The sequence below is a fragment of the Arenibacter sp. ARW7G5Y1 genome (genome assembly GCF_003201775.1).
Lineage (GTDB): Bacteria > Bacteroidota > Bacteroidia > Flavobacteriales > Flavobacteriaceae > Arenibacter.
Genome location: NZ_QJJZ01000006.1, coordinates 1 through 14,868, shown reverse-complemented (window position 1 = coordinate 14,868; position 14,868 = coordinate 1). Strand labels below are relative to the sequence as shown.

12 protein-coding genes are annotated in these 14,868 nt (G+C 40.7%); 6 read left to right on the top strand and 6 right to left on the bottom strand.

Translation table 11 applies throughout. The features are described from left to right. The first annotated feature begins 109 nt into the window (after window positions 1-109). Window positions 110-1,453 (top strand): dGTP triphosphohydrolase, encoded by a 1,344-nt coding sequence (gene dgt, locus C7972_RS10290; protein WP_110356099.1) that lies wholly within the window; start codon window positions 110-112, stop codon window positions 1,451-1,453. On the opposite strand, the gene C7972_RS10285 is transcribed toward dgt, so the two are convergent. Together C7972_RS10285 and C7972_RS10280 are read right to left on the bottom strand one after the other, a co-directional pair. After that, a complete protein-coding gene (locus tag C7972_RS10285) occupies window positions 1,450-2,562 on the bottom strand; it encodes a DUF3078 domain-containing protein (RefSeq protein ID WP_110356098.1) in 1,113 nt (370 codons plus the stop codon). The two genes, dgt and C7972_RS10285, sit on opposite strands and share 4 nt — an antisense overlap. Window position 2,563: 1 nt before the next feature. Continuing rightward, on the bottom strand, window positions 2,564-4,342 hold the full coding sequence (locus tag C7972_RS10280) for a 1-deoxy-D-xylulose-5-phosphate synthase (protein ID WP_110356097.1): 1,779 nt from the start codon (window positions 4,340-4,342) through the stop codon (window positions 2,564-2,566). 152 nt (window positions 4,343-4,494) lie between these two features. Here C7972_RS10280 and C7972_RS10275 point away from each other — a divergent pair, with 152 nt between their 5' ends. Continuing rightward, window positions 4,495-4,944 (top strand): nucleoside deaminase, encoded by a 450-nt coding sequence (locus C7972_RS10275; RefSeq protein WP_110356294.1) that lies wholly within the window; start codon window positions 4,495-4,497, stop codon window positions 4,942-4,944. Between the two features lie 82 nt (window positions 4,945-5,026). Further along, window positions 5,027-5,446 carry a hypothetical protein gene (locus tag C7972_RS10270; RefSeq protein WP_110356096.1) on the top strand — a complete coding sequence of 140 codons (420 nt, stop codon included), beginning with the start codon at window positions 5,027-5,029 and terminating at the stop codon, window positions 5,444-5,446. 77 nt (window positions 5,447-5,523) lie between these two features. Here the strand turns inward: C7972_RS10270 and C7972_RS10265 are convergent, their stop codons facing one another. From C7972_RS10265 to aspS, 4 genes are all read right to left on the bottom strand, one after another. Then, window positions 5,524-5,718, bottom strand: a complete 195-nt coding sequence (locus tag C7972_RS10265; protein WP_110356095.1) for a cold-shock protein — start codon at window positions 5,716-5,718, stop codon at window positions 5,524-5,526. A gap of 91 nt (window positions 5,719-5,809) precedes the next feature. Continuing rightward, on the bottom strand, window positions 5,810-6,061 hold the full coding sequence (locus C7972_RS10260) for a hypothetical protein (RefSeq protein ID WP_110356094.1): 252 nt from the start codon (window positions 6,059-6,061) through the stop codon (window positions 5,810-5,812). Window positions 6,062-6,075: 14 nt separating this feature from the next. Then, window positions 6,076-7,869, bottom strand: a complete 1,794-nt coding sequence (locus tag C7972_RS10255; protein WP_110356093.1) for a chloride channel protein — start codon at window positions 7,867-7,869, stop codon at window positions 6,076-6,078. 54 nt (window positions 7,870-7,923) lie between these two features. Further along, window positions 7,924-9,672 carry an aspartate--tRNA ligase gene (gene aspS, locus C7972_RS10250; protein WP_110356092.1) on the bottom strand — a complete coding sequence of 583 codons (1,749 nt, stop codon included), beginning with the start codon at window positions 9,670-9,672 and terminating at the stop codon, window positions 7,924-7,926. Between the two features lie 179 nt (window positions 9,673-9,851). Between aspS and C7972_RS10245 the strand changes: the two genes are divergently transcribed. The 3 genes from C7972_RS10245 (at window position 9,852) to C7972_RS10235 (ending at window position 14,674) form a co-directional block, all read left to right on the top strand. After that, the gene (locus C7972_RS10245; RefSeq protein WP_110356091.1) at window positions 9,852-12,824 is read left to right on the top strand and encodes a SusC/RagA family TonB-linked outer membrane protein; all 2,973 of its coding nucleotides are present in this window, start codon (window positions 9,852-9,854) and stop codon (window positions 12,822-12,824) included. Window positions 12,825-12,841: 17 nt separating this feature from the next. Next, window positions 12,842-14,122, top strand: a complete 1,281-nt coding sequence (locus C7972_RS10240; protein ID WP_110356090.1) for a RagB/SusD family nutrient uptake outer membrane protein — start codon at window positions 12,842-12,844, stop codon at window positions 14,120-14,122. Window positions 14,123-14,323: 201 nt separating this feature from the next. Further along, window positions 14,324-14,674: a toxin-antitoxin system YwqK family antitoxin gene (locus C7972_RS10235; protein WP_110356089.1), complete on the top strand. Its 351-nt coding sequence runs from the start codon at window positions 14,324-14,326 to the stop codon at window positions 14,672-14,674. Window positions 14,675-14,868: the final 194 nt, after the last annotated feature.

Sequence of the window (14,868 nt, the reverse complement as noted above, 5' to 3'; positions counted from 1 at the left end):
ATTTATCGTTAAAAATTGGGTGTGTGGTTTGGTTGGGTAAGCGCTGTTTTTAGGTTTTATTATGTGTTGAAATCCTAAAAATGTATCTTGCGACCTCTAAAATTACATTATGAATTGGGAGCAGCTTCTTTCCTTGAAACGTTTTGGTGATACCAACAAAAGAATTAGAAAGGAACAGGATGAAACTCGGTTGGGTTTTGAAGTGGATTACGATAGGGTGATATTTTCTGCGGCTTTTAGGAGCCTACAGGACAAGACACAGGTAATACCTCTTTCCAAAACCGATTTTGTCCACACCCGTCTTACCCATAGCTTGGAGGTCTCGGTAGTAGGTAGAAGCCTTGGCAGGATCGCCGGGAAGAAAATTCTGGAAAAACATCCTCATTTACGTGAAGTGCACGGTTATCGCTTTAACGATTTTGGCGCCATTGTTGCCGCTGCAGCCCTGGCACATGATATTGGGAACCCTCCTTTTGGCCATAGTGGGGAGAAGGCCATAGGGGAATACTTTAAAACGGGCAGGGGCAAACAGTTTGAGAAGGTGTTGACACCAAAAGAGTATCAGGACATTATAGATTTTGAAGGTAATGCCAATGGATATAGATTATTAACAGAATCCCGCCAAGGAGTTGAAGGGGGATTGCGACTTAGTTACGCTACCCTGGGGGCTTTTATGAAATACCCAAAGGAATCCTTGCCCAAAAAGCCCACCAAGCATATAGCGGACAAGAAATTTGGATTTTTTCAACAGGATGTGTCTTCTTTTCAGGAGGTGGCCGCGGAGCTGGGACTCGAATCGAGGGGAAAGGGCAGGGATGTCGGTTTTTGTAGACACCCGCTTACTTTTTTGGTAGAGGCTGCAGATGATATTTGTTATACCATTATCGATTTTGAGGACGGAATCAATTTAGGCCTTATTTCAGAGGATTATGCCTTGGAGTATTTAATTAAGTTGGTCAAGGACAGTATCAACATAAAAAAGTATAACAATTTGGCATATATGGAAGATCGTCTGAGCTATTTAAGGGCTCTTGCTATCAACACCTTGATCTCTGATGCCATTACTATTTTTATTGAAAACGAGGATGCTATCCTAAACGGGGAATTTTCGGTTTCCTTAATGGATAAAAGCAAGTTTAAGGCACAAATAGAGGATATTATTACCTTAAGTGTACAGAAGATCTATAGGTCCCAGGAGGTGTTGGAAAAGGAAATAGCGGGTTACAGGATAATTTCGGACATTTTGGATGTATATGCAACGGCATTGATCAGGAATAAGGAAGGGAATAGTTCCAATTATGACCGACTTATGATTTCTACTTTGCCCGAACCTTATAGGGAAACCAAAGGTTCCATCTACGATATACTCTTGAGTACCTGCTGTTATGTTGCCAGCTTATCGGATAGTGCTGCGGTGCACATCCATAATAAGATTATGGGAAAACAGCTTTAAAAATCATAGATCAAACCTACGCCCAGTAATTGTTTGAATTGTACCTTGCGTTTTCCCGGGGTTGTAATGGTGCCATCCGCGGCTTTAACCTCGTCGAAAATTATATCGTGGTCATATAAAACATGGGTGCCAATGGAGGCCTTTACATATTTGTTTACGGCTAAATCCAAATTTACTTCCCAGTCAACATCTATGTTCCCGAAATTTTTCACGTAGTCCGAGTATAATTGTAACCTGTGATTTAGTTTTACATTTTCATAAACCATGGTTTCCCAGGAGTTGGAGACCAGAAAACCAAATTCCAGATATACGTTTTCGCCCTCTTTTATTATGTTGCCATCGGTGTCTATAAGTGCTTTTTGTACCCCAAAAGCACCACTGTTGGCAAGAGTTTGGTCTAACACAAAGGTGGATTTGAAGGTGAGAGGGGCTAAGCGCAGGTTGAATTTCTTGCCTTCTGGAATATAGGAAGTACCAGCACCCAATAGGGCATAGCCAGGAGCCATAAATCGGGAAATTGGTTTATCCCTATTGGGATATTTGTAACCATTGGAGAACTGTGTCCTAAATTCGGCACTAGCGGAATAGTACCAATTGCTTATGGTATCCCTTCGAAATGCAAAGGTGGAGGAAAACCGTAATGCATCATCGGACTTTCTTAATTTAAAACCTTCTTGGGCATTGAGGCCATATCGTATGTCCAAATTGTTGTTGAGTTGAACGTATCGAAATTTATAATTTCGTACAAATTTGGCGCTGGCCAATCCGGAAATGGAATTGTTACCCCCGGCATTCCAGTTTACAAAGGCTACTTCACTAAAATTAAATCCAAGTTTATTCTCCTTTTCCCAAAACGAAGGAATTCTAAATCGTCTGTATTTTTCTTCTAGGGGCTTGGTGCGCTTAAAGGAGACAACGGGATTTGTCAGGTCTGCACCACGCGGAATGTATTTAATTTTGTCCTGCAAGGTCCGTATTACTATGGTATCTATACGCATAGAATCTACTTGTATGGAATCCGGGGCTTGTGGAGCGGGAATAGTATCTTGTGCGAATAAAAAATTAAAATTTAGAAACAGAAGGACAATAATGAAAATTTTACCGTACATGCTAATCAGTATTCAAGAGGTTGTTAATATATTTTTTTAAGGTCGATATATCTATTTTAGCTATTTTATGGAGCTCTTCCACAGTTCCGTGCTCTATAAAAACATCTTCAATTCCAAAAATCTTTATTGGGACAAAACTATGCATCTCGTTGGCATATTCCAAAATGGCACTTCCAAATCCCCCCATTTTACAGCCATCCTCAATGGTGATCACCTGCTCATAGGCCGAGAATATTTTCCGCAGCATAATCGTATCCAAAGGCTTTACAAAACGCATATTGTAATGGCCAATTTGGCCCTCGTCCTTCGTGCTTTTTAGTAAATCAACCACCATGTTCCCAATATGACCGATTGAAAGTACAGCAATTTTCGTACCTTTTTTTAATTCTTGTGATAATCCTATCGGAATTTTGTTAAACTGTTGTTTCCAATCCAGTGTTACCCCTCTTCCTCTTGGATATCTTATGGCTATGGGTTGTCCTAAACCCAGCTGTGCCGTGAACATTATATCCCTAAGTTCGATTTCGTTCAAAGGTGCAAAAATAATAAGATTTGGTATGCACCGTAAATAGGCCATATCATATATTCCGTGATGGGTGGCACCGTCCTGCCCAACTATACCTGCACGATCCAAACAGAAAATAACTGGGAGATTTTGAAGAGCTACATCATGTATGATCTGGTCATAGGCACGCTGTAAAAAAGTAGAGTATATATTGCAAAATGGGACCAGGCCTTCTGCGGCCATTCCACCAGCCATGGTTACGGCATGTTGCTCGGCAATGCCCACATCAAAAGCCCTTTCCGGGATTTGTTCCATCATATATTTAAGGGAGCTTCCGGTGGGCATGGCTGGGGTTATACCTACAATATGTTCATTGTTTTTAGCCAATTCTACCAAGGTGTGCCCAAAAACATCCTGATATTTTGGAGGTTGTTTTTCCGAGGTTTTGGGCCAAAGGTCGCCCGTTTCTTTATTAAATTTCCCTGGAGCATGGTACGCTACTTGGTTCTCCTCAGCTTTTTTGAGTCCTTTTCCCTTGGTAGTTATAATATGGAGCAATTTGGGCCCTTCAATATCTTTTAACCTCTTTAGCTCTTTTATCAACATAGCCAGATCATGTCCGTCCAAAGGGCCGGAATAATTAAAATTTAAACATTCAAAAATGTTTTCGTCTTTGGCTGTGCCTTTTTTAACATTGGTAAGGTATTTTTTCAAGGCACCTACGCTAGGATCAATTCCTATGGCATTGTCATTTAGGATAATAAGGACGTTGGCGTTGGTGTCCCCGGCATGATTAAGCGCTTCAAAGGCCATACCGCTAGCAATGGAGGCATCACCTATGACGGCAATGTGCTGTATATTTTTTGCCCCCTTTATTTGGGAGGCCAAAGCCATTCCTAGGATTGCTGAAATAGAGGTTGAACTATGTCCAGTGCCAAATACGTCATAAATGCTTTCTGTGCGTTTGGGAAATCCGCTTATTCCCCCCAATTGCCTATTGGTATCGAATATATCCCTACGTCCGGTCAATATTTTATGGCCGTAAGCCTGATGTCCAACATCCCATATTAGCTTGTCTTTCGGGGTGTTAAATACATAATGAATGGCGATCGTTAGTTCCACAACACCCAAGCTGGCCCCCAAATGCCCTTCTTTGGTAGCTACAATGTCTATGATGAACTCCCTTAATTCTTGGGCAAGTTGCAATAAATCGACTATTTCCAAGGTTCGAATATCCTTGGGGTCGTTAATATGTTGTAGAATTCCCTTGGGCATACTAAAAATGTTACGCAAAACTAAGGTATTTAAACGTTGAATGGTATGTTTTTTAGTGGATCATTGGCGGTTTTTCAGGATAATTTAATCAAATGGTATTTTTTTTGACCCTTCACCAATATTGTTTACTATTGTGGCTTAAAATGTTAGGTATGATCAATCCTTTTGACGACACTTATTTTATGAAGAGAGCCTTACAGGAGGCAGAAGCCGCTTTTGAAATAGGAGAGGTGCCCGTTGGTGCCATTATTGTTGTTGAGAATAGGATTATTGCCAGGGCGCATAATTTAACCGAACGTTTGAACGATGTTACTGCACATGCCGAAATGCAGGCCATAACCGCGGCGGCCAATTTTCTGGGAGGGAAGTATCTACACAATTGCACCCTATACGTAACACTGGAACCTTGTCAAATGTGTGCGGGGGCACTGTATTGGAGCCAAATTTCCAAGGTTGTCTATGCAGCAAGGGACTTGGATAGGGGTTTTATAACCATGGGTACCAAAATACACCCCAAGACCGAATTGGTAAAAGGGGTCATGGAGAAGGAGGCATCGGAAATTTTGAAGCGCTTTTTTATTCAGAAGCGTAATTTGAATTAGAATGTTTCCAATTGGTTTTGCCTAATACGCAACTTATTAGCAGATTTTGCATCTACTTTTTAATTCAACAATCTGAGATATAATGAAAGTATATGGATTAATACGCTTCCTGGTTCTGATTTTTGTCCTACATGGATGTTCCACAGAAAGTACGCCCGAAAAGAAGGACAAGGTTAGTGGAACTTGGAACCTGATGAGCGTTAGTGGTGGATTCGCTGGGATTGATGAAGACTTTGAAAAAGGTAAAATTATATGGGAATTCGACACCAAGGATGGGACCTTGCTCGTTACCAACAATGACGAATCAGGCGCACTATACAACGGCTTGCCAACGGGCACCTATGCTTATTCCATCCTACAGGGGAAAGACCAGGATTATTTGCAATTAAACGACAAGGAGGTAGGTGGTATTGATGTTGCCAAGTCACAATTGGTCTTAGACCAAAACAACACCTCTTCGGGTAGTGGAGCGGATGGCTTTGTATTGGTACTGGTAAAATAGCCAAGGCATTGATAAATGGTCAAAAACCAAAACCCCTAGCGATCACCAAGGGTTTACATTTTTTTAAATAAATAGTATTAGCCAATTACCTGCACCCTTGCAGCAACTATTCCTTTTCGGCCTTCCTCTTCCTCGTATTCCACTTTGTCGCCTTCGTTAAGTTCAGTGCCGTTTAATGAAGTTGCATGAACAAAAATATCCTTACCTGTGTCGTCGTTGGTAATGAAGCCATATCCCTTGGATTCATTAAAAAATTTTACTGTTCCAGTCATTCCAATGAAATTAAAATAATAATGGTTTATATTACTAATTTATGTTTTTTTGGGCAAAATTGGATATAATCGATTTAAAAAAATATGAAAATCACTGATTGTCAGTAGGCTTCTTTTCCTTTCCCTGCATTTTTAGGATGTTTTCCTCAGTAAGCATATAGTCCTTCATTTTTTTGCCTTTACTAACTTTGATAAGAAAGAGGGGCATGGCCACCAAAAATATCCCGACTGTTCCAAAACCTATACATTTATTGGATAAGACCACATCTTCCTCACTTATGTTAAACCCATAAACGATGGAGGTTATGGAAGCTATTAGAATCAAAGAAATAATATACTTCATTCCTAACTGGGATTTTATGAGGTTAAATTTATTAATTTTCTTCTGTAAGCGGTCAACAACTTGGACTTGGAGATAAAACCTACATATTTTTCATCTTTAATAACGGGCAGGTTCCAAGCTCCGCTACTTTGAAACTTCTCCATAATATCCGTCATTTTATCCTTGTCCAATTCAATTATATCGGGAGGGGTGTTCATAATGTCGCCCGCCATTACTTCCTTGTACAATTTCTGATCGAACATTATGGGGCGTATGTCATCCAACAAAATAATCCCCAAAAGGGTATTGTCCTCCTTGTCAATTACCGGAAATATATTTCTATTGGATTTTACCACTGCTTGATGTACAATATCCCCCAGATTCATCTCCGGGTATATTGGGACAAAATTATCTTCAATAACTTTGTCTATATCCATCAAAGTTAAAACGGCATGGTCCTTATCATGTGTAATTAACTCTCCTTTTCTGCCCAACTCCATGTTGTAAACAGAATGTGGGTGCACATATTTGGTGATGGAAAAGGAGATAGTAGAGGTGATCATTAGAGGAATGAACAATTCATATCCCCCAGTAACCTCGGCTATAAGGAATATTGCAGTGAGGGGGGCGTGGAGAACGCCGGCCATAAGTCCGGCCATACCCACAAGTGTAAAATTACTTTCTGAAATTTGGTTTGATAAGATTCCTAAATTGTTAATTGCTTTTGCAATGCAATTGCCCATTATACTTCCCATGAATAGTGTAGGGGCAAAGATACCCCCAACGCCCCCCGCACCAAAAGTTAGGGCACAGGCAATAATTTTAAAAAAAACCAATCCGGCCAATAGTCCAATTACTAACCATATATTCGTAAGGTCCAAATGGAAAATATTATTTTCCAAAACCTTTTCAGGCTTTCCCAAGATGAGGTTGTTGATAACATCAAAACCCTCGCCGTATAAAGGAGGGACCAAATAAACCAATATTCCAATAGCAATTCCGCCGTAAAGTAACCTTTTGATGGGAGAACCTATTCTGTCGAATATTTTTTGGATCCGCTCATATACTTCTGTGAAATAGATGGAGGTTAGACCTGCAAACAAGCCTAGGATTACAAAGAAGGGAATGTCCGAAATAATAAAATCGTCCTCAATTTTAAAGGGCAAAAGCACATCGCTCCCAAAGAAAAAGTAGGATGTTATAATTCCTGAAAGGGAAGCCAAGAGCAGGGGCAGCATGGAGGCTATGGTCAGGTCTAGGCTAAATACTTCAATGGCGAAAATAATGGCTGCAATGGGGGCTTTGAATATGGAGGCCATGGCTCCTGCTGCCGCACAGCCTATAAGTAAATTCCTTGTGGTCTGGTTTACGTGGAACATCCTTGAAATGTTGGAGCTTATGGCAGCTCCTGTTGCCACGGTAGGGCCCTCCAGACCAACAGATCCTCCGAAACCAACGGTAATGGGTGCTGTAAGAATGGATCCGAACATCTGATATTTCCGCATTATTCCCTTCATCTTGGAAATGGCAAAGAGGGTAGAGGGAATACCATGGCTCACCTTGTTGCGGATCACGTATTTAATGATCAAATAAACAAGGGTAAGACCAATTATAGGAAAAACAAAATAAAAGGCATTGTGGTAATACCTTACCAAATTACCTTCCAATAGATGTTGAAAAAAGTGAGTTAAATTTTTAAGGACAACAGCACCTATCCCAGAAGTAAACCCAACCAAAATACTAAGGATGTAAATAAATTGCCTTTGGGAGATATGTTTTGCGCGCCAAACCAAAAAGTTGGTAAGCCAAGATTTTTTTAGTGCTGTCATGATTTTGAAAAAATCCCGCTAGTTACTTTGACTAGCAGGATTTTAAAGATATGATTATAAATCCAATTTTAGGTGAAGTTCCTTCAACTGTAAATTGTCAATCGGGGCAGGGGCATCGATCATGACATCGCGACCACTATTGTTTTTGGGAAAAGCAATAAAGTCCCGTATAGTTTCCTGTCCGCCCAAAATGGCTACCAATCTATCGAGGCCAAATGCCAAACCACCATGGGGCGGTGCTCCATATTGAAAGGCATCCATTAAAAATCCAAATTGTGCCTTGGCTTCCTCTGGGCTAAAGCCAAGATGTCTGAACATAGTGGCTTGTATTTGCTTATCGTGAATCCGTATGGAGCCACCTCCAATTTCATTGCCGTTCAGCACCAAATCATAGGCATTGGCCTTTACTGCGCCGGGGTCCGTGTCCAGTAGCTCCAACTGTCCGGGCTTCGGTGAGGTAAATGGATGGTGCATGGCGTGGTAATGACCTGTTTCCTCATCTAGTTCCAATAATGGAAAATCGATTACCCAAAGCGGAGCAAACTCATCTTTTTTGCGTAATCCTAAACGCTGGGCTATTTCCATTCTAAGTGCACTTAATTGTGTCCTCGTTTTATGGGTCTCCCCGGATAGTACGCATATTAGGTCCCCTACATTGGCGCCTGTTGCAGCTGCCCATTTTGCAAGATCTTCCTGGTCATAAAATTTGTCTACTGAAGATTTGAAGGTGCCATCGTTGTTGAATTTGGCATAGACCATTCCTTTGGCCCCTATTTGTGGCCTACGTACCCAGTCTACAAGGGCGTCTATTTCTTTTCTGGTATAGGCCGCTCCTCCAGGTATGGCAATACCCACTACCAATTCGGCCTCGTTGAATATTCCAAAGTCCTTATGTTTTGCAATGGCGTTAAGTTCACCGAATTCCATGCCAAAACGGATATCCGGTTTATCGTTGCCATATTTTCTCATGGCCTCATCATAAGTCATTCTAGGAAACTTGTCAAGTGAGACCCCTTTTATTTCCTTCAATAAATGCCTGGTTAGTCCCTCAAAAACATTTAAAATATCTTCTTGTTCCACAAAGGCCATTTCGCAATCTATCTGTGTAAATTCCGGTTGCCTGTCCGCCCTTAGATCTTCGTCCCTAAAACATTTAACGATTTGGAAGTACTTGTCCATTCCTCCGACCATCAATAATTGTTTAAATGTTTGGGGCGATTGTGGCAGGGCATAAAACTGGCCTTCGTTCATTCTGCTTGGAACTACAAAATCTCTGGCACCCTCTGGAGTGGATTTGATCAAATAGGGAGTTTCCACTTCAATAAAACCTTGGTCGGAGAGATATTTTCTCACCTCAATGGCCACTTTATGCCTAAATATTAGGTTGTTCTTTACAGGATTTCTGCGAATGTCCAGATATCGGAATTTCATACGGATATCTTCGCCACCATCGGTTTGGTCCTCAATGGTAAAAGGGGGGGTTAAGGATTTATTGAGTATTTTGATTTCCGAGACCAAAACTTCTATATTTCCGGTAGGTATATTTGGGTTTTTGGAGGTCCTTTCAATAACGGTTCCCTTAACCTGTATTACAAATTCACGACCTAGGGATTTGGCAATTTCCATAATCTCTTTTGAGGAGCGTTCCTCATCAAAAATGAGCTGGGTAATACCATATCGGTCGCGTAAATCGGCCCATATCACAAAACCTTTGTCCCTAACCGTTTGGACCCATCCAGACAGGGTAACCTCTGTGTGTTGATGGCTTTCCCGTAATTCACCGCAATTATGACTTCTATACATCTTTTTTTTTCATCTATGATCAGGCAAATGTAAGAAGTAATAGGGTAAGCTGAAAAAAATATCCGCAATTAGGAAATTCGAAATATGGGTTACTCAATTTTATCAAATTCTAATAATTTTTAGAGAATATTAACAAAACTTAAGTATTTTAGTATATAATTCTAACTAAACTTATAAATATGAAACAGAAATTAATTAGGAAAAACATGTTCTTATTTTTTTTAATGGCACCTCTGCTTTTGTTGGCTCAGGGAGTTGTTAAGGGAAAGATTACAGACACTAGTCTGGGAGATCCACTTCCAGGGGTCAATGTGGTAATAAAAGGTACCACAACAGGTACTACCTCCGATTTTGATGGTAATTACGAAATTTCAGTGGATAATTTCCCGGCTACCTTGGTGTTTTCGTCCTTGGGATATGCCTTAAAAGAAATGCGGGTAACTGGCCCAACTACTTTAAATGTTGTTATGGACGAATCTGCAACAGGATTGGAGGAAGTGGTGGTAACAGGATTGGCAACATCGGTTAAACGGAGTAATTCCGCCAATGCAGTAGCCTCGGTATCCGCAGATGAGTTAACGGGAAGGACACCACCACAAACTCTGGATGGTGCCCTGGCCGGTAAATTTGCAGGAGCACAAATTACTGCGGCATCCGGAGCCCCAGGGGGTGGTATGTCGGTAAAATTGAGGGGGGTTACCTCTATTAATGGACAGGGCCAGCCTTTATATATTATAGATGGTGTTTATGTGAATAACAACAGTGTTTTTGCTGGTGGTCTAAATGAGATTTCCAATGCAGCCGGTGGTGGTGCTTCCTCTACCGATTCCCAGGACAACGCTTCAAATAGGATTGCGGATATAAATCCGGACGATATTCAGAATATTGAGATACTAAAAGGAGCTTCGGCCTCTGCCATTTACGGGTCTAGGGCCGCTGCAGGTGTAATAATTATTACAACCAAAAAGGGGAAGGCCGGGAAAACAAAAATCAATTTTTCCCAAGCCGTAGGATTTAACGAAGCTGTTAATTTGTTGGGTCAAAGAAACTGGACCGCGGCATTGGCAGAGAGTGCATATAGTGAAGGCGCATTGTTTACGGCGGCTGAATCTGCAGGCAGGCTACGTGATTATGAGCAGGAAATTTATGGAGAAAAGGGCTTTATTACCAATACTAATTTAAGTATTTCAGGAGGGTCCGACAAAACCTCTTTTTTTGGCAGTTTTACCAACAATGAGGAAGATGGTATTGTGAAAAGGACCGGGGCATCCAAACAATCGCTTCGTTTAAATGTGGATCACAGGATTACAGATGATATTAAATTATCCTTAACAGGAAATTATATTGAGTCCAGTGCGGATAGAGGGTTCTTCAATAATGATAACTCCAACACCACCATAGGAGTTTCTTTGTTATTTACTAGGCCATGGGATTATTTATTACCCGATGCGGATGGTAATTATCCCGATCACCCTGCGAATTCTTCCAATCAGATACATACCCGGGATGTAATGACGAACAACGAATCTGTTAGTCGATTGATTGCCGGTGGATCTTTGGATGTGAATTTATTTAGAAATGAAAATCAAAGTTTGAAAATGATCCTTAAGGCTGGAATGGACACATACACTCTTAAAACGACCGTTTTTTTCCCGAGGGAATTACAGTTTATGCGACCGGATGTAGGAGGATTGGACGGATTGTCATCCGATGGTACCACACAGAACACCGATGCTAATTTTTCGGGGTTTCTTGTACATAATTTTCGAACCGATAATGAACTTAGTTTTACCACCCAAGCAGGGGTGACCAATGAGCAGTTTTCCCAAAACACTGTTAGGGTAACCTCAACTGGCTTAATAGCTTCTGAACAAAATGTGGATCAGGCTGCCAATGTTAAGGTAGACCAGTTTAGATTGGAACAGGAAGATGCCGGGTTTTTCGTTCAGGAGGAGGTTAATTTTCAAGATAAATTAGTGGGAACCATTGGGATAAGGGGAGATAAGTCCTCAAACAATGGTGATGCCAATAAGCTATTTTATTATCCAAAGGCTTCCGTAGCAATGAATATTCACAATTTTGATTTTTGGAAACTGGAGGCCGTTAATCAGTTGAAGCTACGTGCTGCTTATGGGGAAGCAGGTAATTTTGCGCCAAATGGGGCACTTTTTACGACCTATATAAATTCTTTGATCGACGGAAATGTAGGGATAATTACCCCGGCAACGCTTGGGGATCCCTCCATTCAGCCTGAAAGGCAAAAGGAATTTGAAATTGGTCTGGATGCCGGTTTTATTAATAATAAAGTGACCTTGGAATTTACATGGTATAACAAGAAGGTGGAAGATCTAATTCTCCAAGCGGATAACGAACCCTCTTCGGGCTATACCTTTCGATGGGCAAATGCCGGAGCTTTGCAAAATAAGGGAGCCGAAATAGGAATCAATGTAAATGCCTTTGACAATGAGGACTTTTCATGGGATTCCGGAATTAGTTGGTTTAAAAATAAATCTGAAATCACAAAATTAACCGTGGCCTCATTTGATACTCAAGGTTTTGGTACGGGTCTGGGAACATTTAGAATTGAGGAGGGCAAAAGTGCTACCCAAATTGTTGGTAATGATGAAAATGGCAACGTAGTCGTTTTGGGGGATGCAGAACCGGATTTTCAAATGTCATTTAATAACAATTTCAAGTATAAGGACTTCTCTTTATCCTTTTTATGGCATTGGAAAAAAGGGGGGGATAATGTAAATCTAAGTAGGTTACTTTCAGATTTTGGCGGAACCAGTGCCGATTTTGATAAAATGAATTTAGACCCTTCAGGTACCCTCAACAATGGAAGTTATAGGCTAAGTGCTTATGGCGCCGGTTTTGCAGGACCTTTTGTGGAAGACGCTTCGTATTTAAAATTAAGGGAAGTAGGTTTGTATTATAACCTTCCCGAAAACACGCTCCAAAAATTGTTTAAAGGAAATGTTTCCAATGTTAAAATTGGTCTTTCCGGACACAATATCATTAGTATTTTTGACTACAATAGCTACGATCCAGAAGTATCTAATTTTGGTTCGGCAGCAGCAGGGATAGGAATTGAAGTGGCACCATTTCCATCGTCCAAAAGATTTATGTTTCACTTATCAATTGGACTATAACATTTAAAAATAATAATATGAAAATCACAAATAAATTAAAAGTTCTATTTATGACCTTGATCGGATTGCTGGTTTTTGGTTGTACTATTGAAGATGGGAAAGATTTAAACGGTCCAGAAACAACATCCATTTCGGAAGGAGTGTCCAGACCGGAACTTCCTCAAGTGGTGTCCGGAATACTGGCCGATATGAGAGATCGTTTAAATACCCAAGAAGATGTTATTTCGGTTGTTGGCCGGGACTATTGGAGACATCAGAGTTCTGATCCCAGATGGACCGGGGATCTTATGACCGGGGTCTTGGATGATAACGCCTTTTATCTTACAACACCGTATTCGGCCCGTTATGCTGTAGTTAAGGAATGTAATATTTTGCTGGAAGGATTGGAAAATACGACAACAGATTTTTCCGAGGCTGAAAAGGCTGCTATTCGGGGGTTTGCAAACACTATTAAGGCACATCAACTGTTAACCGTACTTAATATGTTGTATCAAAACGGAATACGGACCGATGTGGCCGATCCTGATAATCTGGGCAGCTTCGAAGGTTATGATGCCGCATTAACAACTATTATAGGTTTATTGAATTCCGCGGCCACTGATTTGGCCACCGGAGGGGACGTTTCTCCCAATACCTTGGGTGTATCCTATTTGGAATTCAACAGAGCCCTAACGGCAAGGGCAGCTGCCTATCAAGGTAACTATCCCCTTGTTCTAAGTGCTTTGGAGGATTCCTTTATGGATTTCACGGGGGACTTGTATTTAGGAGCATATTACCAATTTTCATCCGCGGGGTCCGATGAATTGAACCAGTTGTTTTTTGCCAAGAATTCCACGGGTGCCAATGCGAGAATTGCACATCCAGATTTTGTTAATTCAGCCGAACCTGGAGATAGTCGATTGGGGAAAGCGGTACTGAGAACCGACGGCCCACTAAATATTGCAGGATTGACACCTGGGACACATGATGTATATATTTATGAATCCAGTACTGATCCGGTTGCAATAATTAGGAATGAAGAGCTTATTTTGTTATATGCAGAAGCGAATATGGCAGATAACCCTGGCGAAGCTGAAATGGCTATCAACCTAGTGAGGGATGCTGCCGGACTAGACCCTGTTCTTCCAGGTAGTGTGGATGAGGATAGGATTTTGTACGAACGAAGATATTCATTATTTGCCGAGGGGCATCGCTGGATAGATTTAAGAAGGTTTGATAGGCTGGATGAACTGGTAATAGACAGGGCCGGAGACAATAGGGTTGCACAATTCCCTATTCCTCAGAATGAAGCTCAATAATTTGTAGTTGTAACACATCAAATAATCGATGAAAACAGAAACTCCCTAAAATAGGGAGTTTCTTTGGTTTATAAGTAACTATAAAACAGCTGTTTGGCAGTTCAATGTAAATTTAATGTTAACTTAAGGTTTATTTTTCGTAAAATATATGTATCTTTATTTCGTTAGGAGATTATTGAAAAACTTAAAATCCCAAATAAAATGAAAGGAATAACATTGATTTTTGCACTTATATTTTCAGTTGTAATCAACGCTCAAGATATAAAACCTGTTTTTGAACAAGATGGTGAAATATTGAAGGCCACCTATTACCATGATAATGGAGTAGTTTCCCAGGAAGGTCAATTTCTAAATGGAAAACTCCATGGTGAATGGAAGATGTACGGTGAAGATGGAAAAAAAATATCCATGGGTGAATATACCGAAGGAAAGAAAACCGGAAAATGGTTCTTCTGGGATGTCAAAAAATTAAAAGAAGTGGATTTTGTGGACAGTAAAATTGCCAATGTTACCGAATGGAACAACGTGGGTCAATTGGCGGTCAATAAATAATACAATATTTTGTGAATTGAAAACCCGGCGAATATCGCCGGGTTTTTTGTTTTGGATCATGGCGCAGTTGGGGTCTTGACCAATTGTTGTGTTTATAATAATATTGTTGGTAGCCTAATTAGGAAGAATTCCGTGTTTTTGACTCCTCTGAACTGGGCCCTCAATGGGTAATGATTTATCGACACTATGTTAGA